The sequence below is a fragment of the Rhodobacter maris genome (assembly GCF_900217815.1).
GTDB lineage: Bacteria > Pseudomonadota > Alphaproteobacteria > Rhodobacterales > Rhodobacteraceae > Rhodobacter > Rhodobacter maris.
This window is the reverse complement of sequence record NZ_OBMT01000001.1, coordinates 466,467-490,317: the sequence shown is the minus strand read 5'-3', so window position 1 is coordinate 490,317 and position 23,851 is coordinate 466,467. Positions and strand designations below refer to the sequence as shown.

At 66.3% G+C, this 23,851-nt stretch carries 20 protein-coding genes; 13 read left to right on the top strand and 7 right to left on the bottom strand.

Annotation, left to right across the window (positions count from 1 at the left end):
* Nucleotides 1–9 precede the first annotated feature (9 nt).
* The 3 genes from CRO22_RS02310 to CRO22_RS02300 all read right to left on the bottom strand — a co-directional run bounded on the left by CRO22_RS02310 (nt 10) and on the right by CRO22_RS02300 (nt 3,081).
* Nucleotides 10–318, bottom strand: a complete 309-nt coding sequence (locus CRO22_RS02310; RefSeq protein WP_097068483.1) for a hypothetical protein — start codon at nt 316–318, stop codon at nt 10–12.
* A 135-nt stretch (nt 319–453) separates the two neighbouring features.
* Nucleotides 454–2,193, bottom strand: a complete 1,740-nt coding sequence (locus tag CRO22_RS02305) for a calcium-binding protein (protein WP_097068482.1) — start codon at nt 2,191–2,193, stop codon at nt 454–456.
* A gap of 144 nt (nt 2,194–2,337) precedes the next feature.
* Nucleotides 2,338–3,081: an N-formylglutamate amidohydrolase gene (locus CRO22_RS02300; protein WP_097068481.1), complete on the bottom strand. Its 744-nt coding sequence runs from the start codon at nt 3,079–3,081 to the stop codon at nt 2,338–2,340.
* A gap of 133 nt (nt 3,082–3,214) precedes the next feature.
* Here CRO22_RS02300 and pyk point away from each other — a divergent pair, with 133 nt between their 5' ends.
* The 7 genes from pyk to CRO22_RS02265 all read left to right on the top strand — a co-directional run bounded on the left by pyk (nt 3,215) and on the right by CRO22_RS02265 (nt 11,300).
* Complete coding sequence (gene pyk, locus CRO22_RS02295; RefSeq protein WP_097068480.1) at nt 3,215–4,660, top strand: pyruvate kinase; 1,446 nt, start codon at nt 3,215–3,217, stop codon at nt 4,658–4,660.
* A gap of 134 nt (nt 4,661–4,794) precedes the next feature.
* The gene (rpmI, locus tag CRO22_RS02290; RefSeq protein ID WP_097068479.1) at nt 4,795–4,995 is read left to right on the top strand and encodes a 50S ribosomal protein L35; all 201 of its coding nucleotides are present in this window, start codon (nt 4,795–4,797) and stop codon (nt 4,993–4,995) included.
* A 16-nt stretch (nt 4,996–5,011) separates the two neighbouring features.
* Nucleotides 5,012–5,377 carry a 50S ribosomal protein L20 gene (gene rplT / locus CRO22_RS02285; RefSeq protein ID WP_097068478.1) on the top strand — a complete coding sequence of 122 codons (366 nt, stop codon included), beginning with the start codon at nt 5,012–5,014 and terminating at the stop codon, nt 5,375–5,377.
* Nucleotides 5,378–5,500: 123 nt separating this feature from the next.
* Nucleotides 5,501–6,583, top strand: a complete 1,083-nt coding sequence (gene pheS, locus CRO22_RS02280; protein WP_097068477.1) for a phenylalanine--tRNA ligase subunit alpha — start codon at nt 5,501–5,503, stop codon at nt 6,581–6,583.
* Nucleotides 6,580–7,182: a hypothetical protein gene (locus CRO22_RS02275; protein WP_141399404.1), complete on the top strand. Its 603-nt coding sequence runs from the start codon at nt 6,580–6,582 to the stop codon at nt 7,180–7,182. The genes pheS and CRO22_RS02275 overlap by 4 nt, the downstream gene beginning before the upstream one ends.
* Nucleotides 7,179–9,599: a phenylalanine--tRNA ligase subunit beta gene (pheT, locus tag CRO22_RS02270; RefSeq protein WP_097068475.1), complete on the top strand. Its 2,421-nt coding sequence runs from the start codon at nt 7,179–7,181 to the stop codon at nt 9,597–9,599. The genes CRO22_RS02275 and pheT overlap by 4 nt, the downstream gene beginning before the upstream one ends.
* 87 nt (nt 9,600–9,686) lie before the next feature.
* Nucleotides 9,687–11,300 (top strand): GMC family oxidoreductase, encoded by a 1,614-nt coding sequence (locus tag CRO22_RS02265; RefSeq protein ID WP_097068474.1) that lies wholly within the window; start codon nt 9,687–9,689, stop codon nt 11,298–11,300.
* 4 nt (nt 11,301–11,304) lie between these two features.
* On the opposite strand, the gene CRO22_RS02260 is transcribed toward CRO22_RS02265, so the two are convergent.
* Nucleotides 11,305–12,033: a rhomboid family intramembrane serine protease gene (locus tag CRO22_RS02260; RefSeq protein ID WP_097068473.1), complete on the bottom strand. Its 729-nt coding sequence runs from the start codon at nt 12,031–12,033 to the stop codon at nt 11,305–11,307.
* A gap of 328 nt (nt 12,034–12,361) precedes the next feature.
* Here CRO22_RS02260 and CRO22_RS02255 point away from each other — a divergent pair, with 328 nt between their 5' ends.
* The 5 genes from CRO22_RS02255 to CRO22_RS02235 all read left to right on the top strand — a co-directional run bounded on the left by CRO22_RS02255 (nt 12,362) and on the right by CRO22_RS02235 (nt 18,015).
* Nucleotides 12,362–13,339: an NAD(P)H-binding protein gene (locus CRO22_RS02255; protein WP_217991860.1), complete on the top strand. Its 978-nt coding sequence runs from the start codon at nt 12,362–12,364 to the stop codon at nt 13,337–13,339.
* A 94-nt stretch (nt 13,340–13,433) separates the two neighbouring features.
* Nucleotides 13,434–13,910, top strand: coding sequence for a peptide-methionine (R)-S-oxide reductase MsrB (gene msrB, locus CRO22_RS02250; RefSeq protein WP_097068472.1), 477 nt, complete (start codon nt 13,434–13,436; stop codon nt 13,908–13,910).
* A gap of 1 nt (nt 13,911) precedes the next feature.
* Nucleotides 13,912–15,756 carry a cytochrome c biogenesis protein DipZ gene (locus CRO22_RS02245; RefSeq protein ID WP_097068471.1) on the top strand — a complete coding sequence of 615 codons (1,845 nt, stop codon included), beginning with the start codon at nt 13,912–13,914 and terminating at the stop codon, nt 15,754–15,756.
* 9 nt (nt 15,757–15,765) lie between these two features.
* Nucleotides 15,766–16,443, top strand: a complete 678-nt coding sequence (msrA, locus tag CRO22_RS02240) for a peptide-methionine (S)-S-oxide reductase MsrA (protein ID WP_097068470.1) — start codon at nt 15,766–15,768, stop codon at nt 16,441–16,443.
* Nucleotides 16,444–16,539: 96 nt separating this feature from the next.
* A complete protein-coding gene (locus CRO22_RS02235; protein ID WP_097068469.1) occupies nt 16,540–18,015 on the top strand; it encodes a cytochrome P450 in 1,476 nt (491 codons plus the stop codon).
* 17 nt (nt 18,016–18,032) lie between these two features.
* On the opposite strand, the gene CRO22_RS02230 is transcribed toward CRO22_RS02235, so the two are convergent.
* Nucleotides 18,033–18,785, bottom strand: coding sequence for a Crp/Fnr family transcriptional regulator (locus CRO22_RS02230; RefSeq protein ID WP_097068468.1), 753 nt, complete (start codon nt 18,783–18,785; stop codon nt 18,033–18,035).
* A 184-nt stretch (nt 18,786–18,969) separates the two neighbouring features.
* Here CRO22_RS02230 and CRO22_RS02225 point away from each other — a divergent pair, with 184 nt between their 5' ends.
* Nucleotides 18,970–20,376 carry a cytochrome P450 gene (locus CRO22_RS02225; RefSeq protein WP_097068467.1) on the top strand — a complete coding sequence of 469 codons (1,407 nt, stop codon included), beginning with the start codon at nt 18,970–18,972 and terminating at the stop codon, nt 20,374–20,376.
* Here the strand turns inward: CRO22_RS02225 and cydC are convergent.
* Both cydC and CRO22_RS02215 read right to left on the bottom strand, forming a co-directional pair.
* Complete coding sequence (gene cydC, locus CRO22_RS02220; RefSeq protein ID WP_097068466.1) at nt 20,373–22,037, bottom strand: thiol reductant ABC exporter subunit CydC; 1,665 nt, start codon at nt 22,035–22,037, stop codon at nt 20,373–20,375. The two genes, CRO22_RS02225 and cydC, sit on opposite strands and share 4 nt — an antisense overlap.
* Entirely contained in the window at nt 22,034–23,722 is a 1,689-nt protein-coding gene (locus CRO22_RS02215) for an ABC transporter ATP-binding protein/permease (protein ID WP_097068855.1), read from the bottom strand. The genes cydC and CRO22_RS02215 overlap by 4 nt, the downstream gene beginning before the upstream one ends.
* Between the last annotated feature and the right edge of the window lie 129 nt (nt 23,723–23,851).

The window sequence follows — 23,851 nt, the reverse complement described above, 5'->3', positions numbered from 1 at the left end:
TCAGCCGGTCTAGGCGGGTCGGAAGCGGATGGCCCCGACCGCGAGGCTCTGCACTTGGGTCGCCTCGATGATCAGCGTCGGCGTGCCGTCGAGCGAGACTTGCGCATCGGTGCCGATCTGCTCGATGACGAGATCTTCAGGGCGCGGCAGCGGGCCGTCGATGGCAAGCTCGATCACATCCCCCGGAGAGAAGCCGGTGATCCGCGGCAGATCCGGCGCCGGGGCGGCCTTGGGCGCCGCGGCTCTGGGCTCGGCCCGCCACTCGGCCAAAAGCACCAGCCCGACCGAAAAGATCAGCGCGATGAAAAGCGCAAGCATCCGGAAAACCTCTTTCCGCCAGGGTGCCGGGGGGCAAACCGCGCCACAAGGTGTTTCCAGCCCGCCGCCCTGGGGATTGTTGCGGGCCGGTCGTCAGTCTTTACCCAAAGGCGGCATTCGCGCCGCTGGAGCCGCTCAGGCTGCCGCGGTGGTGCGTAGCGTGATCGAGCTCAGCGGCAGGTCTTCCGGCAACACGCCATCGACCACCATCAGCACCGCGCCATCGAGGCTGATCACCGTGCTGTCAGTGCCGTAGAGCGCCGTGCTGATCGTGCCGCTCTCGGCCGAAGTGACCACTTCGATTCCGTCCTCATCGGCGTTGAAATCGGTCACATGCACCGGATCGAGGCCGATATTGTCGGAAGTGACGACGAAGCTGTCCTCGCCCTTGCCGCCGGTCAGGATGTCGCCATCCTCGCCCGAAAGCGTATCGGCGCCGTATCCCCCGTTGAGCACCGAGACAGAAGAGCCCCCCTCGGGCTCGACCGCCACCAGAAGGTCGTCGCCCCCGCCCCCCAGGAGCGTATCGGCAACACCGCCCGAGAGGATCACATCGGCGCCATAGCCCCCATCGAGGAGGTTGGTGCCCTCGGTGTCGATCAATGTATCCCAGCCGTCGCCGCCGGTCAGCGTGTCATCGCCCGCGCCGCCGTCAAGGGAATCGCCCTCGGTGCCGCCATCGAGGCTGTCATCGCCGGCGCCGCCCACGAGCATGTCGAACCCGGCCGCGCCGATCAGCGTGTCATTCCCGCCTTCGCCCAGAAGCGCATCATCGCCCGCGTCGCCCGAAAGCATGTCGTCGCCCTCGCCGCCGGCGAGGCTGTCATTGCCGGCATCGCCGAAGAGGCTGTCATTGCCGTCCTCGCCGAGCAGCGCATCATTGCCGTCGCCCCCGGAGAGGCTGTCGTTCCCGGTATAGCCCCAGAGCGCGTCGTCGCCCGCATCGCCGTTCAGCGTGTCGTCATTGGCGCCGCCGTCGAGCGTGTCGTTGCCCGCGCCGCCGGAGAGCAGATCGTTGCCATAGCCTCCGAAGGCATAGTCTTCGCCGCCGAGCCCCTCGATCGTATCGGCGCCGAGCGAGCCGAAAATATCGTCATCAAGATCCGTACCGGTGAGCGAATCCGGCCCGTCGGTCCCGTGTTCCGTTTCACCCGGCACGCGGGCATAAACGTAAGTACCATCGTCGAGATTGTCGGCCGTCAGAGCAACGTTGCCATCGAGCTCGTCCGTGGTCGAGCCATCGAAATAGGCCACCTGCGCGTCTCCGAGCCAGAGTTCGACCCCGGTATCGGTCTGCTCGAGCGTGAAGGACGTGCCCGCGGTGTAGGTATCGACCGAGACCAGCACCGCCTCGCCCCCCTCGGTGGTGTCGGCGCCGTCGTTGTAATCAGTCACCGTTACCGGATCGTCGCCCGGGCTCCAGCGCAGCGAATAGGCATCTGTGCCCGCGCCGCCCGTCATCGTGTCGCCATTGTCGCCCATCAGCACGTCGTCATTGCCGCCGCCTTCGAGAAGGTCGGGCGCGGTGGTCGCGCCATCGGCATCGACGGCATAAAGCGTATCGCTGCCATATCCGCCGTTGAGGGTGTCGGCACCGGCATCGTCAAAAAGCGTATCGGCACCAAGATTGCCGCGCAGCACGTCGTTCCCGGCGCCGCCAATGACCGTATCGTTGCCGTGACCGGCATCAATGTAATCATCCTCGTCGGTCCCGACGATGCTCTCGTCTTGCTCGGTGCCCCAGATCGCGTTGGTCGGACCTTCGGGGTTCTGGCTGCCGCCGCCGGTGTCTTCGTCACTGTCATCATCGTCATGCGCCATGACGATGCCTGCGAGAAGGATCGGAAACAGAGACATCAGAATGACACTGCCCATTTCGGACTCCGTTAACAAAAAGTTTCGCGCACGTTAGGCCTTTGGGTGTAAAAGTGGCAATAGCCCCATAAGCTATTTGCCTAAAAAGGAAAAATCCGGAAACAATCGCGCGGCGGTGGCGCGATTGTCCTTCTTTGGGTGGTGTCAGAGCGTGGAAGTTTGCAATGCTGCCACCAGGATCGGGGCGAGGCGGGCCGCCCAGAACTTCTGGCCCGATTCGTCGGCGATCAGATCCTGACGCAGTTCGATCAGCACATTGGGCCGTCCCGGGCCGAGGGCATGACGATCGACGCTGTCGCCCACGAGATGGCCCGAATAGGGCTCGTTGTCCCCCACGCAGATGCCCGCCTGCGCCAGCGCCGCAATCAGCGGCAGCGCCAGCCGGCTGTCGAGATGCGAATGCAGCACGCCCACTTCCCAGGGGCGCGGCGCGCGGCCGCGCAGTTGCGGCGTGAAGGAATGGATCGCGCAGATCACCCGGTCGGGCCGCGCCGCGGCGAGGGTTTCGAGCGCGTCGTGATAGGGGCGATGCAGTCGGTCGAGCCGCTCTTCCACCCCTGCCGCGGAGATCGCCCGGTTCGCCGCGATCACTGTGCCGTCGTAAAGCTGCATCACCAGCGTCGGGTCATCCTCGCCGCGGTTCGGGTCGATCACGAGGCGCGAGAAATCCGACCAGACCACCGGGGCGGCAAGATGGTCGGCAAGGCTGAGCCCGAGCCCCAGCGCGCCGATGTCATAGGCGATATGGCGCCCCATCTCGGCGGGGTCGATGCCCAGATCTCCTCCCGCGACCCAGTCGGGCACCCGGTTGGTGGCGTGATCGATGGTGACAAGCCAGCGGGAAGGGCGATTTTCGGTGATCCGGTGAAAAGCTGCGGGCGCGGTCATGGTTTCTTTGTCATTGTGTTTCACAACAGATTTACGCCCCGAGGGGCCGGAGTGCCAGTTGCCCTGTGCGACTTTTTGCGGCATAGATGACCCCGGCCCACGAAATGATTTAACCCTGAACAATCGAGGACGCATGAGACGCCTCCGTAACGTCAAGATCGTGGCTACGCTCGGCCCTGCATCTTCCGACTACAAGACCATCCGCGCATTGTTCGAGGCGGGCGCAGACGTTTTCCGCCTTAACATGAGCCACGGCACGCATGCCGAGCACAAGGTCCGCTACGACATCATCCGCCAGATCGAGGCCGATACCGGCCGCCCGGTCGCGGTGCTCGCCGACTTGCAGGGACCGAAGCTGCGGGTGGGCACCTTTGCCGCCGTCGCCGCCGAGCTTGAAGAGGGGCAGATGTTCCGCCTCGATCTCGACCCGACCGAGGGCGACAGCCACCGCGTTTGCCTGCCGCACCCCGAGATCTTCGCTGCGCTCGAAGCGGGCGCCCGGCTTTTGGTCAATGACGGCAAGATCCGCCTCAAGGTGATCGACTGTGGCCCCGATTTCGCCAATTGCGAAGTGATGGTGGGCGGCACAATCTCCAACCGCAAGGGCGTCAACGTGCCCGATGTGGTGCTCCCGCTCGCCGCGCTTTCGGAAAAGGACCGGGTCGATCTGGAATTCGCCTGCGAACTCGGAGCGGACTGGCTGGCGCTCAGCTTCGTGCAGCGCCCCGAAGACGTGATCGAGGCGAAGGAACTGGCGAAGGGCCGCGCTCAGGTGCTCTCGAAGATCGAGAAACCCGCCGCAGAACGCGCCTTTGACGAGATCCTCAAGGTCTCCGACGGCATCATGGTTGCGCGCGGCGATCTTGGCGTCGAACTTCCCGTCGAGGCCGTGCCGCCGATCCAGAAGCGGCTCATCCGCAAATGCCGCGCGGCGGCCAAGCCGGTGATCGTGGCGACGCAGATGCTCGAGAGCATGATCGAGAGCCCGATGCCGACCCGCGCCGAGGTCTCCGACGTGGCGACCGCGATCTACGAGGGCACCGACGCGATCATGCTTTCGGCGGAATCCGCCGCGGGCCGCTACCCGGTCGAGGCGGTGCAGACGATGAACGCCGTCGCCAAATCGGTCGAAAGCGATCTCACCTACCGCGATATCATCGAGGCGAGCCGCACCGCAGTGCGCCAGACCGTGGCCGACGGCATCGTTGCCGCCGCGCGCGAGATTGCCGAAACCACCGATGTCTCGGCGATCTGCTGTTATACCCAGTCCGGCAAGACCGTGGCGCTGGTCTGCCGCGAACGCCCGCGGGTGCCGGTGATCGCGCTCTCGCCGATCACCCAGACCCTGCGCAAGCTCTGCCTGAACTGGGGCGTGCATGCGGTACGCTGCGACGAGGTGAGCCGGTTCAAGGAAGCCGTGGTCAATGCGGCCCGTGCAGCGCGTGACTATGGTTTTGCGGACGAGAGCCATCAGATCATCGTCATCGCGGGCGTGCCCTTCAACGTGCAGGGCACCACGAACATCCTGCGCGTCGCCCCCTGCGACGAGCGCCTGATCTACCGGACCGACCCGGAATAGGCGCCCTTGCGGTTTTTCGCCCGGATTTCCCTTGCCAAAGGGCCGCGCCCGGTCTAAAGGCCCCCACCTACCCCGCACGGCCGGCCACGAGTGGCATGCCGAGTCGTGCGTTCACTCTCGCAAAGGAGATGAAAATGCCCAAGATGAAGACCAAATCGGCCGCCAAAAAGCGGTTCAAATTCACGGCGACCGGCAAGGTCATCGCTGGCCCGGCGGGCAAACGCCACGGCATGATCAAGCGCACGACCAAGTTCATCCGCGACAGCGCGGGCACGATGATCCTGTCCGATGCGGACGCGAAGATCGTCAAGAAATACATGCCCTACAACCGCTGATCTGGAGGCCTGAAACATGTCCCGCGTCAAATCCGGCAAGGTTACTCACGCCTCGCACAAGAAAGTTCTGAAGGCTGCCAAGGGCTACTACTCGGCCCGCTCGCGCAACTTCCGCACCGCCACCCAGGCCGTCGACAAGGCGAACCAATACGCCACCCGCGACCGTAAACAGCGCAAACGCAACTTCCGCGCGCTGTGGATCCAGCGCATCAACGCGGCTGTCCGCGCCTGCGATCTGGAAATGACCTATTCGCGCTTCATCAACGGTCTGGCGCTCGCCGGGATCGAGGTGGACCGCAAGGTTCTGGCCGATCTCGCGATCGCCGAGCCCGAAGCTTTTGCCGCCATCGTCGAAAAGGCGAAGGCTGCCGCGGCTGCGTAATTTCCCGCTTTCGGGAACTCGAACCCCCGCGCGGCACCCGCCGTCGCGGGGGTTTTGCTTTCGTCCGCTTGAATTCGGGGCCGGGCGCGGTATGAACAGCCCAGCCCACCAAGGAGAGACTTCATGAACGCGCTCGATGTGCTCAAGGCGAAATATCTCGAAGGCATCGGTGCCGCTTCCGACGAGGCGGGGCTGGAAGAGCTGCGCCTTGCCGCGCTGGGCAAGAAGGGCGAGATCAGCCTCAAAATGCGCGAGCTGGGCAAGATGAGCCCGGAAGAGCGCACCACCACCGGCGCTGCGCTGAACCGCCTGAAAGACGAGATCGACGCGGCGCTGCGCGCCAAAAAAGAGGCGCTGGCCGATGCCGCGCTCGATGCGCGGCTGAAATCGGAATGGCTCGATGTCACCCTGCCGGGCCGCCCGCGCCGTCAGGGCACGATCCACCCAGTGTCTCAGGTGATGGACGAGGTGACGGCGATCTTTGCCGATATGGGCTTTGCCGTGGCCGAAGGCCCGCAGGTGGAGAGCGACTGGTATAACTTCGACGCGCTCAACATCGCCCCCGAGCACCCCGCCCGGCAAGAGCATGACACGTTCTTCATGGCGCGCGACCCCGCCGACCCGCGCCCGCCCCATGTGCTGCGCACCCACACCTCGCCGGTGCAAATCCGCGCGATGCAGGAGCGCGGCGCGCCCATTCGCGTGATCGCGCCGGGCCGGGTCTACCGGATGGACATGGACCAGACCCATGCGCCGATGTTCCATCAGGTCGAGGGCATGGCGATTGGCAAGGATATCTCGATGGCGAACCTGAAATGGGTGCTCGAGGAATTCTGCAAGACCTTCTTTGAGGTGCCCTCGGTCGAGCTGCGCTTCCGCGCCAGCCACTTCCCCTTCACCGAACCCTCCGCCGAGGTGGATATCCGCTGCTCGTGGGAAGGGGGGCAGTTGAAGATCGGCGAGGGGAACTCGTGGCTCGAAATTCTCGGCTCCGGCATGATGCAACCCAAGGTGCTCGCCGCAGGCGGGATCGACCCGAACGAATGGCAAGGCTTTGCCTTTGGCATGGGCATCGACCGGATCGCGATGCTGAAATACGGCATCCCGGACCTGCGCGCCTTCTTCGAGAGCGACCTGCGCTGGCTGAAACACTACGGCTTCGCGCCGCTCGATCTGCCGACGGTGTTCGGGGGGTTGAGTAAGTGAGTGACGCAAGTGTCCCAGACTGGATCAATGCGATCTCCGCAGCAATGGGGGCGGTGGCTGTGATCGTCGGTTTGTTTGGGGCCAACTCTAAGATCAACGAAGCACAGAGAACTGCGAGAGAACTCCGGCGTTCTCAAGTCGCAGAAGAACTCATTGCGCTCGCGCACAATGCAGAAGACGCATTTCGGGATATTCGAAATCCGTTCGATTCCATTCCGGCGGACAAAGCACACGACGAGCGTTACGCCTACCAAATGCGTTTTGAACGCATCGGTAAGTATGATGAGCTTTTTCGTAGGCTCAGAGAGGCACAAATAAGAGTTCGAGCGGTAGTCGGAAACGAAGCCGTTGATGTCGCCACGTCTGATCTATTCGCCGCTCGGAACCAAGTCGCGATTGCGCTGAAAACACTGGCGGAATACGTCGAAGACCCGCCCACAGCTCCAAGCGAACATGATCGGAGGTTCAAAGTGAAGTTGCGCGGAGAAATCTGGGGCAGTTTCAACGAAAATGATCTCCTCGGTAAACAGATTATCCGATCAGTCGAGACCATAGAACGGGAACTGAACCCAATCGCCCGATTGGAGGCAAACAAATGAAATTCACCCTCTCCTGGCTGAAAGACCATCTCGAAACCGAAGCCTCGGTGGATGAGATCGCCGATGCGCTCACCGACCTTGGCCTTGAGGTTGAAGAGGTGGTGAACCCGGGCGCGAAGCTTGCCCCCTTCACCATCGCCAAGGTGCTGCATGCCGAAAAACACCCCGATGCTGACAAGCTCCGGGTGTGCAAGGTGCTGACCGACGAGGGCGAGAAGGTCATCGTTTGCGGCGCGCCGAATGCGCGGGCGGGCATCACCGTTGTGCTCGCCAAACCCGGCGACTATGTGCCCGGCATCGACACCACCCTGGGCGTGGGCAAGATCCGCGGCGTCGAGAGCCATGGCATGATGTGCTCCGAGCGCGAGCTGGAGCTTTCTGACGAGCATAACGGCATCATCGAGCTGCCCGAAGACAGCCTGAATTCCGAGGTCGGCTGCAAATTCATCGACTGGCTGGCGGAAAACCGCCCCGAGGCGGTGGACCCGATGATCCATATCAAGATCACGCCGAACCGCCCCGATGCTTTAGGCGTGCGCGGCGTGGCGCGCGACCTTGCCGCGCGCGGCCTTGGCACGTTGAAGCCGCTCGCCATCGAGCCGGTGCCGGGCGGCTTTGCCAGCCCGATCAAGGTGGCGATTGACGCGGGGCTCAAGGACAAGGGCTGCCCGCATTTCACCGGCCGGCTGATCCGCGGCGTGAAAAACGGGCCGAGCCCGGCCTGGCTGCAAGCGCGGCTCATCGCCATTGGCCTGCGCCCGATCTCGGCGCTCGTCGATATCACCAACTATTTCACCTATGACCTGAACCGCCCGCTCCATGTGTTTGACGCGGCGAAGGTGAAAGGCGATCTGCGCATTCTCCCGGCGGCGGGCGGCGAGGAACTGCTGGCGCTGGATGGCAAGACCTATACGCTCCGCCCCGGCCAGATGGTGATTTGCGACGACGCGGGCCCCGAAAGCCTTGCCGGCGTAATGGGGGGCGAGCTTTCGGGCTGCACCGAGGAGACCACCGATGTCTTCCTTGAAAGCGCCTATTGGGATCCGATCACCATCGCCGCCACGGGCCGCGCGCTCAAAATCACCTCGGATGCGCGCTACCGCTTCGAGCGCGGCGTGGACCCGGAGTTCACCCTGCCCGGGCTGGAGCTCGCCACGCAGATGGTGCTTGATCTGTGCGGCGGCGAGGCCTCCGAGGTGGTAAGCGATGGCGCCCCGCTTGAGACGCGCCGCGCCTACAAGCTTGACCCGGCGCGGGTGATCTCGCTCGTCGGCATGGAGATCCCCGAGGCCACGCAACGCGCCACGCTGGGCGCCTTGGGCTTCACGTTCGAGGGGAACATGGCGAGCCCGCCGAGCTGGCGCCCCGATGTGCTGGGCGAGGCCGATCTGGTGGAAGAGGTGGCGCGGATCGCCTCGCTCACCAAGCTTGAGGGCAAGCCCTTGGCGCGGGAGACGACCGGCGTGCCCGGCCCGATCCTGACGCCGTTGCAGATGCGCGAAAAGACCGTGCGGCGCACGATTGCCGCGCTCGGCTACAATGAATGCGTGACCTACAGCTTCATCGACGCGGCTTCCGCCACGATCTTTGGCGGCGGGCAGGAGGCGACGCGGCTCGAAAACCCGATTTCCTCGGAGATGACGCATCTGCGCCCCGACCTGCTGCCGGGGCTTTTGCAGGCCGCGGCGCGCAATCAGGCGCGCGGCTTTGCCGATCTCGCGCTCTTCGAGGTGGGCCCCGCCTTCAGCGGCGGCGAGCCGGGCGATCAACTCCTTCAGGCGGCGGGGCTGCTTGTGGGGGCTGCCGCCCCGCGTGACCCCTGGGGCTCGCGCCGCCCGGTCGATGTGTATGACGCCAAGGCCGATGCCGAGGCGGTGCTGTCGGCCATCGGCGCGCCCGCGCGTGCGCAGATCACCCGCAAGGTGGCGGCGTGGTTCCATCCGGGTCGGTCGGGCACCATTGCGCTTGGGCCGAATGTGATGGCGAGCTTTGGCGAGCTGCACCCGAAAGTGCTGCGCGAGATGGGGGTGAAGGGGCCTGCGGTCGCCTTCACGATCCAGATCGCCGCCGTGCCCTTCCCGAAGGTGAAAACGCCGACCCGTCCGGCACTTGCGCTCTCTGGCCTGCATGCGGTTGAGCGCGATTTCGCCTTTGTCGTCGACAGCCATGTCGAGGCGATCACCGCGGTTAATGCCGCCTACGGCGCCGACAAGGCGCTGATCGATCACGTCTCGGTCTTTGACCAGTTCACCGGCGCCAAGGCGGAAGAGCAGATGGGCGCGGGCAAGAAGTCGATCGCGCTGTCGGTGCGGCTGCAGCCGCGCGACAAGACGCTGACCGATGCCGAGATCGAGGCGGTGGCGCAAAAAGTGGTCGACAAGGTCACCAAGGCGACCGGCGGCGCGCAGCGCAAGTGAGCAAAAAACCTTGCGGCAGGTGACGCAGGTCACGCTTCGCAACGGGCAAAAACAGGGTAGGCTCTCTCCCATCCGGGGGGGAGCCTGATGATTTTTGACTATGTGATTTTGGGCGGAGGTTCGGCGGGCGCGGTTTTGGCCGCACGGCTGAGCGAGGAGGCCGAGGTGCGCGTTTGCCTTGTCGAGGCGGGGAACGCGGCAAAGGATATCCTCGTGCGCGCGCCCGCGCTCGTGGCGGCGCTGGTGCCGGGGTATCTGCGCGCGCATAACTGGGCGCTGCAGACCGTGCCGCAGCCGGGGCTGAACGGGCGGCGGGGCTTTCAGCCGCGGGGCAGGGGGCTGGGGGGCTCCTCCGCCATCAATGCGATGCTCTATGTGCGCGGCCACCCTTCCGATTATGACCATTGGGCCGCGATGGGGGCTGTGGGCTGGGACTGGGGCTCTTGTCTGCCGTGGTTTTTGCGCGCCGAGCGCAACATGCGCGGCGCCTCGGACCTGCATGGGGCGACAGGGCCCCTGCAGGTGGGCGACCAACGGCGCCCCCGCAAGATCTCCCGCGCCTTCATCGAGGCCTGCGCCGCGGTGCACTGCCCCGAGAACGATGATTTCAACGGGCCGCTGCAGGAGGGGGCGGGGCTCTATCAGGTCACGCAATTCTGGGACGGGCCGAAAAAGGGCGAGCGCTGCTCGGCTGCGGCAGGATATTTGCATCCGGTGATGGGGCGGCCGAACCTCACCGTGTTGACCGGTTGTCGCGCCGAGAAGGTGCTGACCGCGGGCGGCCGCGCGATCGGGGCCGAGGTGCGGCGGGGCGGTGAGAAACTGCGCCTTGAGGCGCGGGCCGAGGTGATCCTGTCGGCAGGCGCCTTTGGCTCGCCGCAACTGCTGATGCTGTCGGGCATAGGCCCCGGCGCGCATCTGCGCGAGCGCGGCATTGCGGTGGTGCATGATCTGCCCGGCGTGGGGCTGAACCTGCACGACCATCTCGATTATATCCTCTCCTACACCTCGCCGCGGCGCGATGTTGTGGGGCTCAATCCGCGCGGGCTGATGCGGCTTGCGCGTGCGGCGGGCGGCTGGCGCAAGCATGGCGAAGGGCTTTTTGCCTCGCCGATGGCGGAGGGCGGGGCCTTCCTGCGCTCTTCCCCCGAGGTCGAGATCCCGGATTTGCAGATCCATTTTGTCACCGGGATCGTCGATCAGCATATGCGCAAGCTGCATACGTCCGATGGCTGGTCGGCGCATATCTGTGCGCTGCGCCCCCAGTCGCGCGGCAGCCTGCGCCTCGCCTCCCAAAACCCGCGTCGCGCCCCGCTGATCGACCCGGCCTTTCTGGCCGATCCGCGCGACGAAGAGGTGATGCTGCGCGCCGCGCGGCTGCTGGAACAGATCGTGACAGCGGCCCCGCTGGCGCCGTGGCGGGGCAGGCGGCTCTACCCGCATGACGGTTCGGAGCGCGCGATCATGGCCGATATTCGCGCCCGCGCCGATACGGTTTATCACCCCGTGGGCACTTGCCGGATGGGGACGGATGCGGGGGCGGTCGTCGACCCGCATCTGAAAGTGCATGGGGTGGCGGGGCTGCGCGTCGTCGATGCCTCGGTGATGCCGCAGGTGGTGGGCGGCAACACCAATGCGCCAACGATCATGATTGCCGAGCGCGCCGCCGATTTCATCCGCCGGGCGCGCAAGGGGGCGTAAGCCCTCAGCGCTTCCTGCGCCGCACCACCGGCACCGTTGTGGCCGCATAATCGATCGAGGGGTGCGGCGGCTGGCCTTGTGTGTCGCGCCAGAACGCCGGGCCGCCGCGTGCAAGGAACAGCGGCAGCACCATGGCAAGCCCCGCCAGAAAGCCGCCGATATGGGCGATATAGGCCACGCCATCGCCTGACGCGTCGAGGCTGTTGAGAAGCTGCAGCCCGAACCAGAAGCCAAGCACGATCCAGGCACGGATCGTGAAGATCTTGAAGATGATGATCAGGATCACCAGAATATCAACGCGCGCGCGCGGAAACATCAGCAGATACCCACCCATCACCGCGGCAATCGCCCCCGAGGCGCCGACCATCGGCACCGGGCTCCACGGATCAAGCGCGATCTGTGCCCCCGCCGCAGCCAGCCCGCCCGCGATGTAGAAGAGCAAAAAGCCGAGCGGGCCGAGCTGGTCTTCCAGATTGTCACCAAAGACCCATAAAAACAGCATGTTGCCGCCGATGTGCATGAGCCCGGCATGCAGGAACATATAGGTGAAGAGCCCGTGCAGATAAACGCCATGCGTCACCGCGTCGGGATAGAGCGCGCCCCAAACCCAAAGGTTGCGCATATGGCCGCCCCAGTCCGCCGTCAGCACATAGACAACGCAGTTGAGCGCAATCAGCCCCCAGGTGACCCAGGGCGCGCGGTTCGAGGGGTTGTGGTCGCGGATCGGAAACATGAGGCGAGCCTTTCCCAAACCGGACAGAGCGTCAAGCGGATGAACCTCGAGCGCCTGAATTAGAAAGAACAGAAAACCCGTATCTTCGCCATCGACCCCGCAAGCAATGAGCCCATCTCGTTCCCTCCTTCGCGCGTCTCATACGCAGCGCGCAGCGTGGATCGGCGGGGCAAACCCTCGTCCCTCGGGCCGGCCCAGGCTCGCGTCACAAAGGATCGCGGTCTGCGGGATCGACAGCGGAACTGCGACGGCTTCGAAGCTGCGCCGAAATTGACCGTTTCGCATTGCCGTCGGGCTGATAAGGTGGCGCCGTCCCAGAGGAATTCAGATGAGCTCGCAAATTTCCCCCATGCGTTACCGCACCCTGCTTCTGGGTGGCACCGGCACGATCGGCCGCGCCACCGCCCGCGCCCTGATCGAGGCCGGTCATGGCGTCACCGCGCTCGTGCGCCCGGGCACGGACCCGGCGCTCCTGCCCGGCTGCACGCTCATCGAGGGCGATGTCACGCAGGCGGGCTTCGTGGAAGACCTGCTCCGCACCAAACCCCATGCGGCGATCGTCTCCTGCCTTGCCAGCCGCACCGGGGAGCCCGCCGATGCCTGGGCGATCGACCACCGGGCCCATTCGCTGGCCCTTGAGGCGGCGCTGGAGACCCGGGTGCAGCGCTTCGTGCTGCTGTCCGCGATCTGCGTGCAAAAACCCTATCTCGACTTCCAGAAGGCGAAGATCGCCTTCGAATCGCAACTCCGCGCCTCGCCGCTGCACTGGTCGATCGTGCGCCCCACCGCCTTCTTCAAATCCCTCTCGGGGCAGGTTGCGCGGGTGCAGGCGGGCAAGCCCTTCCTCGTCTTCGGCGACGGCACCCGCACCGCCTGCAAGCCCATTTCAGATGCCGATCTCGGCCGCTTTATCGCGTCATGCCTCACCGACGAGGAGAAGGTGCGGAAAATCTTGCCGATCGGCGGCCCGGGCCCGGCGATCACGCCGCTTGATCAGGCGGCGATGCTCGAACGCCTCACCGGCAAGAGGGTGAAGATCAAGCATGTCCCCTTTGCGCTGATGGAGGGGATCGTGGGAGTACTCTCCACCCTTGGCCGCTTTTCGCCAAAGCTGAAGGCCAAGGCGGAGCTCGCGAAGATCGGCCGCTATTATGCGAGCGAAAGCATGCTGTTGTGGAACCCGGTGACGGGCGCCTATGATGCCGATGCCACGCCCGAATTCGGCTCTGACCGGCTCGAGGATCATTACGCCGCGATGCTGCGCGGCGAGGTGGGTGATGACCGCGGCGCCCATGCGATCTTCTGAGTTCACGCTTTGGTGCGCCGAAGTGACGTGACAGCTTGCCGCAGGGTGCTACCTTCGTACCACTCGCCCCCTCGGGCGGAGAGCGGAGGAGACCATGCAAAGGCGCCAGTTCCTGATGACCTCCTGCCTTGCCGCGCTGTGCGGCAGCGCGGGCCTTGCCCGGGCCGAAGAGGCTTTCGAGGTCAGCCACAGCGATGCCGAATGGCAAAAGCGGCTTACCCCCGATCAATATGCGATCTTGCGCAAGCACGGTACCGAATATCCCTTCACCAGCCCGCTTCTGAACGAGCACCGCAGCGGCGTCTTTTCCTGCGCGGGCTGCGACCAGCAGCTCTTCTCCTCGGAGGCGAAATACGAAAGCGGCACCGGCTGGCCGAGCTTCTGGCAACCGATCTCCGAAACCGCCGTGGGCACCACCACCGACATCAGCCTCGGCATGACCCGGACCGAGGTGCATTGCGCGCGTTGCGGCGGGCATCTGGGTCATGTGTTCGAGGACGGGCCGCCGCCCACCGGGTTGCGCTACTGCATGAACGGCGTGGCGATGACGTTCCGGCCGGTGGATGCCTGAGATGACGCTCGCGTTTTTGGCGTATCTCGGCGGTGTGCTGACGATCCTGAGCCCCTGCATCCTGCCGGTGCTGCCCTTCGTCTTTGCTCGCGCGGGCCAGCCGTTCTGGCGCGCGACAGCGCCGATGCTGGGCGGCATGGCGCTCGCCTTTGCCGGTATCGCGACGCTGGCGGCGCTGGGCGGCGGCTGGGCCGTGGCGGCAAACCAATGGGCGCGCTGGGCGGCGCTGGCGCTCCTCGCCGCCTTCGGGCTGATGCTGCTTCTGCCCGGCCTGGCGGATCGGCTCACCCGGCCCGTTGTTGCCCTCGGCAACCGGCTCTCGGAAGGGGCCGAGGCGCAGCCTTCGGTTGCCGGATCGGCGCTGCTGGGCGTGGCGACGGGGCTGTTGTGGGCGCCCTGCGCGGGGCCCATTCTCGGGCTCATCCTGACCGGCGCAGCACTCAATGGCGCGAGCCTCGCCACCTCGGCGCTGCTGCTGGCTTATGCGCTGGGTGCGGCCACCGCGCTCGGTGTTGCCGTCTTTGCCGGCGGGCGGGTCTTTGCGCTTCTCAAGCGCGGGCTCGGCTGGGGCGAAGGGCTGCGCCGGGGGCTGGGCGCGGCGGTGCTCGTGGGCGTGGGGGCGATTGCGCTGGGCCTCGACACTGGCGTTTTGACCAAACTTTCCACCGCCTCGACGAACCGGCTCGAGGCCGGGCTGATCGACCGGCTCGGAGGCGCGAAGACTGCCTCTGTGGTGATGCCCGAGGCGGACGGGGCGATGATGATGCAGGGCGCACCGGCGATGACCGGGGGGGCCGCGATGACGGGCGGCCCCGCCATGACCGGGCCAGCAATGACAGGCCCGGCGATGCTGGCGGCTGGCCCGGCGATGACCACGCCCGCGCTGCCGGTCGAGGGGCGGATGCCGCCGCTCACGGGGGCAGTGCAATGGCTCAACTCCGCGCCGCTCACCGCGGAAGAGTTGCGCGGCAAGGTGGTGCTGATCGACTTCTGGACTTACTCCTGCATCAACTGCCTGCGCGCACTGCCCCATGTGAAGGCCTGGGCTGAGGCATATGGGCCGCAAGGCCTGGTGGTGATCGGCGTGCATGCCCCCGAATTCGCCTTCGAGAAAGACCCGGGCAACGTGAAGCGCGCAACCGAGGATCTCGGGCTCTCCTATCCGGTGGCGCTCGACAATGACTATGCGATCTGGCGCGCCTTTCAGAACCGCTACTGGCCCGCGCATTATTTCGTCGACGCCGAGGGGCGCATCCGGCACCACCATTTCGGCGAGGGGGGATATGAAGAATCCGAACAGGTGATCCGCCAGCTTCTTGCCGAGGCGGGCTTGAGCAAGGTCGCCCTGCCGCCCGCCGAAGTCACGGCTACGGGCGTTTCGGAAGCGGCCGACATGGCCGATGTGCTCTCCCCCGAAACCTATCTTGGTCACGCCCGCGCCGCGAACAATGTCAACGCCGAAGGTCTGGTCGCGGATGAGGTGCATGACTACGCCGCGCCAGATGATCTGCGGCTCAACGAATGGGCGTTCGACGGAGGCTGGAGCGTCGGCGCCGAGGCCGCCCGGAGCGCCAGAGCGCAAGACGCGATCCGGTTTCGCTTCCATGCGCGCGACCTGCATCTGGTGCTCTCGCCCGAAGCGGCTCCGGTGCCCTTCACCGTGATGATCGACGGTGCGCCGCCGGGGGCCGATGCGGGGCTCGATGTCGATGCCGCGGGTAATGGCTCAGTCACCGAGGACCGGCTCTACCAGCTTTACCGTGCCAAGGGCGCGGTTGGGGAGCACGCGTTCGAGATTCGCTTCCATGCCCCCGGCGTCGAGGCCTTCGCTTTCACCTTCGGATAGGAGCCCGCCATGACACGCCTGATCCTTGCCCTCGTCCTGACTGCGCTGAGCCTTTCGTCCGCGCCGGCCCCGGCCGAAGAGTGGCGGGCGATTCCGGCTCCGACCACCTCCATCGTCGAGACCGGGCCACAGACCGCGGTTTTTGCCGGGGGCTGTTTCTGGGGAGTGCAGGGGGTGTATCAGCACACCAGAGGGGTGATCTCCGCCACATCTGGTTATGCCGGTGGCGAGGCGGGCACGGCGCATTATGAGCGGGTCAGCCGCGGCGACACCGGCCATGCCGAGTCTGTTCAGGTGGTCTATGATCCGGCGCAAGTGAGCTACGGGGCGTTGATGCAGATCTTCTTCTCGGTTGTGCATGATCCGACCGAACTCAACCGGCAGGGGCCCGATGTCGGCCCGCAATACCGTTCGGTGATCTTTCCGCAGACACCTGCGCAGGAGGAATCGGCCCGCGCCTACATTGGCGAATTGAACCGTGCCCGGGTGTTTCCCGCAGCGATCGTGACACAGATCGAGGAAAATGCCCCCTTCTACCCGGCCGAGGCCTATCATCAGAACTTCCTTGCGCGGCATCCGACGCATCCCTACATCGTGCAGGAAGACCTGCCCAAGATCGATGCGCTCGCCCGCCTTCTGCCGTCTGCGTTCCGCGCCGATCCGGTGCTTCTGCCGCTAACGAATTGAGCAGAATGCTGCTTTGTGTCTGCGGTTTGATTATGGTCAACCTCGCGTGCCATGGTTTGTGCCAAGAAGGGTGCGACAGTGAAGGCGAGAGGACCGATGGAACCCGCACCCCAGAGCCGCGCGCCTGAAACCGCCCCCGCATGCCCCTTCGCGCAGCGTCGCCCGGTGAAGCCGCCGCCGCGGCCCGAAAAGGTGGGTCTGCGCGATGTCTTGCGGCTGGTGCGGCAAGACATTCTCGCGGTGCAGCCCAGGCGGCTCTTTCACGCCTGGATGGCGGAGTTTCGTTCGCCCTTCTTCACCTCCTACCTCTGCAACGACCCCGACCTCGTCGACCTCGTGCTGACGCGCCGTCCGCATGATTTTCCGAAGTCGCTCCGGCTCTTCGAAGGGCTGACACCGCTTCTGGGCCATTCAATCTTCATCACCAACGGCCCAGAATGGGAGCGCCAGCGCCGCATCATCGACCCCGCCTTCGACGGCGGGCGCACCAAGGAGGTGCTCCCAGCGATGTGGGATGCCGCCGCCTCGATGGTGGAGCGGATGCGCCCCTTTGCCGATGGCCGCCCCGTCGATGTGGAAGGGCAGGCGAGCCATGCCGCGCTCGATGTGATCTTCCGCACGCTTTTCTCGATCCCGGTTGAAGATGCGACGGCCAATGCGGTGTTCGACGCGTTCCGCGCCCATCAGGCCTCGCGCCCGATGGTGAACACCGGCACGCTCTTCAGCCTGCCGCGCTGGCTGCCCAAGCTGCGCTTTGGCGCAACCACCAAAACGGCCAAGCAAATCCGCGGCTTCATCGCGAGCCTTGTCGAGGCGCGCGCGGCCGAGATCGCGGCTGGCACCGCGCCCGACGATCTCGCCACCCGGATCATGACCACGCCGGACCCGGTCGACGGCAAATGTTTCACCCCCGCCGAGATGGTCGATCAGGTCGGCATCTTCCTGCTGGCGGGCCATGAAACGGGGGCGGCGGCGCTTGCCTGGTCGCTCTATCTGATGGCGCTCTTCCCAGAATGGCAGGAAAAGCTCGCCGCCGAGGCGCAAGAGGTGATCGACGCCGAGAAGATCTATGCCTCCTCGGTGTCGCGCCTCAAGCTCGCCCGCGCGGTCTTCCGCGAGTCGATGCGGCTTTACCCGCCGGTGCCGATGTATCTGCGCGAGACGGTGCAGGAAGAGGAACTGCGCGGCCGCAAGGTGGCGAAGGGGTCACTGATCGTCGTCAGCCCCTGGCACTTGCACCGCCACGAGCGGATCTGGAAGGATCCCGACGATTTCGACCCGACGCGCTGGGACAGGCCCGAGGGGCGCGAAAGCGCGCGGCTGTCCTATATTCCGTTCTCCGCCGGGCCGCGGGTCTGCCCGGGGGCGGGCTTTGCCATGGCGGAGGGGCCTTTGTTGCTCGCGATGGTGCTGCGCAGCTACCGCGTCGAGATGGTCGAAGGGCGCGAGCCGATGCCGGTGGCGCAGCTCACCGTGCGCGGCCGCGACGGGATCTGGCTCCGGCTTACGCCGCGCGCAGCCGTGGCCCCGGTGCAATCGGGCGCCAGCATTGCGGCGATGGAAGAAGCCTGAGGCCGCAAGCCACGGGATCAGCGCAACCGCTGGACGATCTTGCCCAGTTCCGCGCGTTCTTCCGGGCTCGTCTGCTCTTCGCCCTCAGGCGGGCGCATCCAGACCTCGCGGCCCTGAAACCCGAAATCGCCGTCTTCCTCGAGCCGCTTGATCAGTCGCGACATGGTCTCGCGCTGCACTCCGATCAGATCGGCAAGATCGGAGCGCGTCATCGGTAGCTGCATCCGCATCAAGCCGTCTTCAAGGCAGCCATGGCGCGCCATCAGCCAGGTCATCAGCTTTGCCAGCCGGTCCTTGTTCGAGGTCGTGGCCGCGGCGATGATCCGGGCATGGCTGCGGTCGATTTCCGCCACCGCACGCACCATCAACCGCTCGAGAATCGCCGGGTGGTTGCGCACCAGGGTCTCGGCGCTCATCCGGGTGACGGTGCAGACCCGCGAGGGGATCAGGGCGCGCGCCTCGGTCTGGTGCTCGCTGCGGCTCAGAAACGAACGGAACCCGATGATCTCGCCCGGATAGGCGAGCCGCATCAGGGTCGAGGAGCCATCCGGGTTATGGCTGCGCAGGGCAACGAGCCCCTTGGAGACGCAAAGCACCGCGCGGTTGCGGCTGCCCTGTTCGAACACCACCTCACCCGCCGCCACCTCGCGGCGCGAGAAGCTGCCGTTCAACTGCAACACCGACCCCAGCCCGACCGGGTGCCAGAGGCTCTTTTCGTAAAAGATGCAGCGCCCGCAGGGATGGCTGGGCGGATCGAGGATCTCGGGCATGGCGCGCCTGTGCGATACTTAGATGCCATATATAGCGCGTTGACTGGAGGTGCGCGACTGCGACGCATGGTATCAGCTCGCCAGCGCTGCCACGGGGGGCGAAATCTGTGAGATCGGTCATTTACAGCTGTTCGGGGGCGGACTAGAGGCGGGCGGAAGCCTTGGAAAGAACGGATACGTGCCGATGACCGAGACCGCAGCACCGCCCGCGTCATCCTGCCCGGCCGCGCGGCCTCCGAAACCAGCGGCACGGCAGGGCAAAGTCTCGCTCTGGCGTTACCTGCTGCTCTTTCAGCGCGACATCCTCTCTGCCCAGCCTGCGCATCTTTACCGCGCCTGGATGGCGGAGATGCGCACGCCCTTCTTCCGCTCTTTCCTTTGCAACGAGCCCGAACTCGTGCACCGGGTTCTGCGCGGTCCGGTGCGTGACTTTCCGAAATCCGAGCGGATCCGCGTAGGGTTGAAACCGCTGTTGCGCGAAAGCGTCTTCATCACTAATGGCGCAACATGGGAGCATCAACGCCGTATCATCGACCCGGCCTTCGAGGGCGGGCGGCTGCGCGAGGTGTTCCCGGCAATGTGGCAAAGCGGTGTCGCGGCGGTCGAACGGCTCGCGACGGCGGCCGATGGCACGCCGCACGAGATCGAGGCGGAAACGAGCCATGTGGCGATGGATGTGATCTTCCGCACCATGTTCTCGATGCCGATCGAGCATGAGATCGCGCAGGCGGCGTTCGAGGGTTTCCGCGCCCATCAGGCGGCGCATCCGGTGGCGAACCTCTCAGCCATTCTGCCTTTCCCGAAATGGGTTCCGGGCTTTCATTCGAAGAAGACCCGCGAGACGGCAGCGGCGATTCGCGCGCTGATCGGCCAACTTGCCGAGATGCGCGCCGCGGAGATCGCCGCGGGCACCGCGCTCGATGATCTGGCCACCAAAATCATGACCACGCCGGACCCGCAGACGGGCGCGGTATTTGACACGGCCGAGATGGTCGATCAGGTGGCGATCTTCTTTCTGGCCGGGCATGAGACCTCGGCCGCGGCGCTCGCCTGGTCGCTTTATCTGCTCGCCACCCATCCCGACTGGCAGGAAAAACTCGCCGCCGAGGCGCGCGAGATGCTCACTGATGCCGAGCCGCCGTTTCAGGTGATGAGCCGGCTCAAACTGGCGCGTGCCGTCTTTCGCGAGGCGATGCGGCTCTATCCGCCGGTGCCGATGTTCGTGCGCGAGGCGGCCTGCCCGATGACGTTCCGGGGGCGCAGCGTGCCGAAGGGGGCGCAGATCGTCGTCTCGCCGTGGCATTTGCATCGCCATGAACGGATCTGGGAGAACCCCGACGCGTTCGACCCCGGCCGCTGGGAGACCGAAAACGGCAAGGCGGGCTTGCGCGATGCTTTCGTCCCCTTCTCGGAGGGGCCGCGGGTCTGCCCCGGTGCGGCTTTCGCCATGGCAGAGGGGCCGCTTCTGCTTGCGATGTTCCTGCGCGCCTACCGCTTTGCGCCGGTGGCGGGCGAGGTGCCAATGCCGGTCGCGCATCTGACCGTGCGCTCGGATCACGGCATCCGGCTGAAGATCACGCCGCGCGCCTAAACCGAAATCGTCAGGCAGCGGTCGGCGAGTGCCGCATCGGCATGGCGGTGGCTGACGAAGATGATCCCGGCCTCGGGCAGGAGCTTGCGCAACCCGGTGAGCGTGCCATGCGCGGTGGCGGCATCAAGCCCTTCGGTCGGCTCGTCGAGCATCAGGATCGGCGGGCGACGCAGGGCCGCGCGGGCAAGGGCGAGCCGTTTGGCCTGCCCGCCCGAAAGGCCGACACCCTGGGGCCCGAGGAGCGTTTGCAGCCCCTCGCGCGCATGCAAAACGCCTGCCAGATGCACCGCCTCAAGCGCTTGCCACATCCGCTCCTCGTCTTCCGCGCGTTCGGGGGGCAGCGCGAGGGCGAGGTTTTCCGCGATCGTCCCGGAAAGGAGCGCCGAGCGCTGCGGCACCAAAGTGAGTTTCGCGCGCAGCCGGTCCTCCGGCCAGTCTTCGAGCGGCGCGCCCGAGAGCAGGATCTCGCCCGAACTGGGGGCGATCAGCCCTGCGAGGGTGGAAAGCAGCGTCGATTTTCCGGCGCCGGAAGGCCCGGTGATCAGCAGCGTCTCGCCCGGAGCCAGCGTGAAGGAGAGTGGGCCGAAGCTTGCGCGTGCCGCTCCCGCGCGGCAGTGCACGAGCGCCCGGGTCTCAAGAAGAGCGGCCCCCGCGCGGGGTGCTGGCGCGGCTTTCGGTGTGCGGCGGGCGGGGGTGTCGACAAGCGCGAGCACGCGTGTTGCCGCGCCCTGCATCCGCCCCCATTCGGCCAGGCCGCGGCGCAGGGTGGTGAGCGTTTCGGCAAGTGCAAGCGCCACGAAAAAGCCGATTGCGGCCTCGGCGGGGCTGATCTGGCCAGCCTCCGCCGCCCGCCCTCCGATCAGAAGCGCCGCGGTGGCCGCGAGCCCGGAAGCGAGGGCGAGCGCCGCGCCCGACCACTGATCGATCATGTCGAGCCGCTGGCGCGCAGCCTCCTCGGCGCGCACGGCGGCAAGCGCGCCATCCGTCTGCCGTTCGAGCGCGCCCGCGACGGCGAGGTCCGCACGGTTGCGCATCAGATCGAGGCTCGCGGCGCGGATCGCCTGCAAACTCGTTTCGGCCGCCGCGGCCGGGGCATGGGCGGTGAGCGCGGTCAGCGTCAGGATCGCGATGCCACCAAGCGCATAGATCGCCAGCACCGCCACCGCGGTGGCGGGGGTGACAAGGAACCAAAGCGCCACGAAAGCCGCAGCCTGGGTGGCACAGGCGGCAAAGAAGGGCAGAACGAGGCGCAGCATCAGCCCGTCGAGCGCGTCGATATCGGCGGTGAGGCGATTGAGCGCCTCGGCGCCCCGCAGCCGCGCCTGCACCTCATGCGGCAGCCGCGTGATCCCGGCATGAACGGCGCCGCGCAGCCGGGCGAGGGCGCGCAAGGTGGCGTCATGGCTCAGCATCCGCTCGCCATAGCGTCCCGCGGCGCGGCCAAGTGCCAGGAACCGCACCCCCGCCGAGGGGCGGAAGAAATCAAAGGCGATGCCGATCCCGCCGATGCCTGCCGCGGCGGCGGCAGTGACGAACCAGCCCGAGAGGCCAAGCAGCGCTGCCCCCATCACCATCACGACGATCGAGAGCACGAGGCCGCGGACAAATGCCATGCGCTCGGTTTCGGAAATCAGCCGGGCAACGGCGAGCAGCGCTTTCATGGATGACCTCCCGGCTCGAGCGTGATCACCCGGTCACAGGCGGCGATCACGGTGGGATCATGACTGGCGATGAGCAGCGCCGCGCCTTTGGCGCGCAGGGCCATCAGCCCGGCGATCACCGCCTGCGCCGTCTCTGCATCAAGGTCTGCCGTGGGCTCGTCGGCAAGAATGAGGCTGGCGCGGGCATGGTGGGCGCGCGCCAGCATCAGCCGGCGCGCCTCGCCGCCCGAGACACCGCCGCCGATATCGCCCAAAGGTGTGGCAAGCCCCTCGGGCAGGGCGGCGATGACGTCTTCGGCCTGCGCCGCTTTGAGCGCGGCGGCCAGGTCGCCGTCACGGCCGAGCGTGATCGCCTCGGCAAGGGGCGCGGCGATGAATTGCGGCGCTTGCGGCAGCCAGCCCATCGCCGCGCGCAAAGCGTCGGCACTTTCGTCATCGAGCGCGGTCTCGCCCCAGCGGATCACCCCGGCATCGGGCCGGATCAGCCCGGCGAGCGCAGCCAGTAGCGTGGTCTTGCCTGCGCCCGAGGGGCCAGAGAGCGCCACCGCCTCGCCCGGCGCGATCTGGCCCTCGGCAAAGCGGATCGCCGCCGCCGAGGGGGCGGGGCGCAGGCTCAGCCCCTGCCAGGAGAGCACCGCCGGGGCGGGAGGCGTTGCGGGCGTGCCATAGCCCAGAAGGGTGCCCTCGCGCGCGAGCGTCTCCTTCGCGGCGGAAAGCTCGGTCGCGACGGCCAGAGCCGAGGCGCGGTCATGCCAGGCGGCGGAGAGGTCGCGCATCGGCTGGAACACGGTCGGCGCGATCATCAAGAGGAAGATCCCGGCCTCCGGGCTGAGCGGCCCGCCCCAGGAGCCCCAGGGGATCTCGCCGAGCAGGTTGAAGCCCACGTAAATGGCCACCAGAGCCACGCCGAGGGCGGAGAAGAGCTCCAGCACGGTCGAGGAGAGGAACGCCACCGCAAGCACCTTCATGGTGCGCGCGCGCAGCCGTTCAAAGACATTGGCAAGCTCGGCACCGGCGCGGGTTTCGGCCCCGATCAGCCGAAGGTCGGTGACGGCGGCGATGCGGTCGACCAGCGCGCCATTGAGCGACCCGATCTGCACCATCTGCCGTTCGGAGGCCTCCTGCGCGGCGATGCCGATCAGCGCCATGAAAATCGGGATCAGCGGCAGCGCGATGAGGAAGATCAGCACCGCAATCCAGCTGAAGGGTAGCGTGATCGCAATGAGCGCGAGCGGAACGATTCTTGAGCGCATCATCGCTGGGCTGTAGCGCGCGGCGAAGGGGCCGAGAAGCGCGAGTTTCTCCCCCGCAAGCGCGGCCAGTTCGGCGGGGGTAAGGCCGGACGCGCGGGCATCGAGCCTTGCAGCGGCGCGCAAAAGCGCTTGCCGCTCGGTCGCCACGAGCCGGGTTGCGGCGCGACTCGCGAGCCCTTGGGCGGCGGCATCGAGCCCGGTGCGCAGGGCCATCAGCGCCAGAAAGCCCGCAGAGGCCTCCCAGATCGGCAGCAGCACGGGGGCTTCCAGGAGCCCGCCGACGGCCAGTGCGACAAGCGCAGCCTGGGCGGCCCAGAGGAGTTCGGAAACGGCGGCAAGCAGCCCTGCCAGACGCAGTCGCCCCGCCACCGGGGCGACAAGGCGGGCCAGTTCGGCCTTGGCGGAAGAGGTGGGAGAATCGGTCTTGGTCATGCGTTCAGAAAAGCAGGGCGCGCGGGCGCGCAATGGCATTTGAGGGCCGGGAAGACCCCGGCTCCGGCAAGCTCTATCACCCTCTGGCGCGAACCGCCACCACGTCGCGGTTGACGTCGCGGTTGGCAG

Bases quoted from the DNA above. Each gene is read 5' to 3' on its own strand.
- CRO22_RS02310 (WP_097068483.1), bottom strand. From the start codon at position 318: ATGCTTGCGCTTTTCATCGCGCTGATCTTTTCGGTCGGGCTGGTGCTT.
- CRO22_RS02305 (WP_097068482.1), bottom strand. From the start codon at position 2,193: ATGGGCAGTGTCATTCTGATGTCTCTGTTTCCGATCCTTCTCGCAGGC.
- CRO22_RS02300 (WP_097068481.1), bottom strand. From the start codon at position 3,081: ATGACCGCGCCCGCAGCTTTTCACCGGATCACCGAAAATCGCCCTTCC.
- pyk (WP_097068480.1), top strand. From the start codon at position 3,215: ATGAGACGCCTCCGTAACGTCAAGATCGTGGCTACGCTCGGCCCTGCA.
- rpmI (WP_097068479.1), top strand. From the start codon at position 4,795: ATGCCCAAGATGAAGACCAAATCGGCCGCCAAAAAGCGGTTCAAATTC.
- rplT (WP_097068478.1), top strand. From the start codon at position 5,012: ATGTCCCGCGTCAAATCCGGCAAGGTTACTCACGCCTCGCACAAGAAA.
- pheS (WP_097068477.1), top strand. From the start codon at position 5,501: ATGAACGCGCTCGATGTGCTCAAGGCGAAATATCTCGAAGGCATCGGT.
- pheT (WP_097068475.1), top strand. From the start codon at position 7,179: ATGAAATTCACCCTCTCCTGGCTGAAAGACCATCTCGAAACCGAAGCC.
- CRO22_RS02265 (WP_097068474.1), top strand. From the start codon at position 9,687: ATGATTTTTGACTATGTGATTTTGGGCGGAGGTTCGGCGGGCGCGGTT.
- CRO22_RS02260 (WP_097068473.1), bottom strand. From the start codon at position 12,033: ATGTTTCCGATCCGCGACCACAACCCCTCGAACCGCGCGCCCTGGGTC.
- CRO22_RS02255 (WP_217991860.1), top strand. From the start codon at position 12,362: ATGAGCTCGCAAATTTCCCCCATGCGTTACCGCACCCTGCTTCTGGGT.
- msrB (WP_097068472.1), top strand. From the start codon at position 13,434: ATGCAAAGGCGCCAGTTCCTGATGACCTCCTGCCTTGCCGCGCTGTGC.
- CRO22_RS02245 (WP_097068471.1), top strand. From the start codon at position 13,912: ATGACGCTCGCGTTTTTGGCGTATCTCGGCGGTGTGCTGACGATCCTG.
- msrA (WP_097068470.1), top strand. From the start codon at position 15,766: ATGACACGCCTGATCCTTGCCCTCGTCCTGACTGCGCTGAGCCTTTCG.
- CRO22_RS02235 (WP_097068469.1), top strand. From the start codon at position 16,540: ATGGAACCCGCACCCCAGAGCCGCGCGCCTGAAACCGCCCCCGCATGC.
- CRO22_RS02230 (WP_097068468.1), bottom strand. From the start codon at position 18,785: ATGCCCGAGATCCTCGATCCGCCCAGCCATCCCTGCGGGCGCTGCATC.
- CRO22_RS02225 (WP_097068467.1), top strand. From the start codon at position 18,970: ATGACCGAGACCGCAGCACCGCCCGCGTCATCCTGCCCGGCCGCGCGG.
- cydC (WP_097068466.1), bottom strand. From the start codon at position 22,037: ATGAAAGCGCTGCTCGCCGTTGCCCGGCTGATTTCCGAAACCGAGCGC.
- CRO22_RS02215 (WP_097068855.1), bottom strand. From the start codon at position 23,722: ATGACCAAGACCGATTCTCCCACCTCTTCCGCCAAGGCCGAACTGGCC.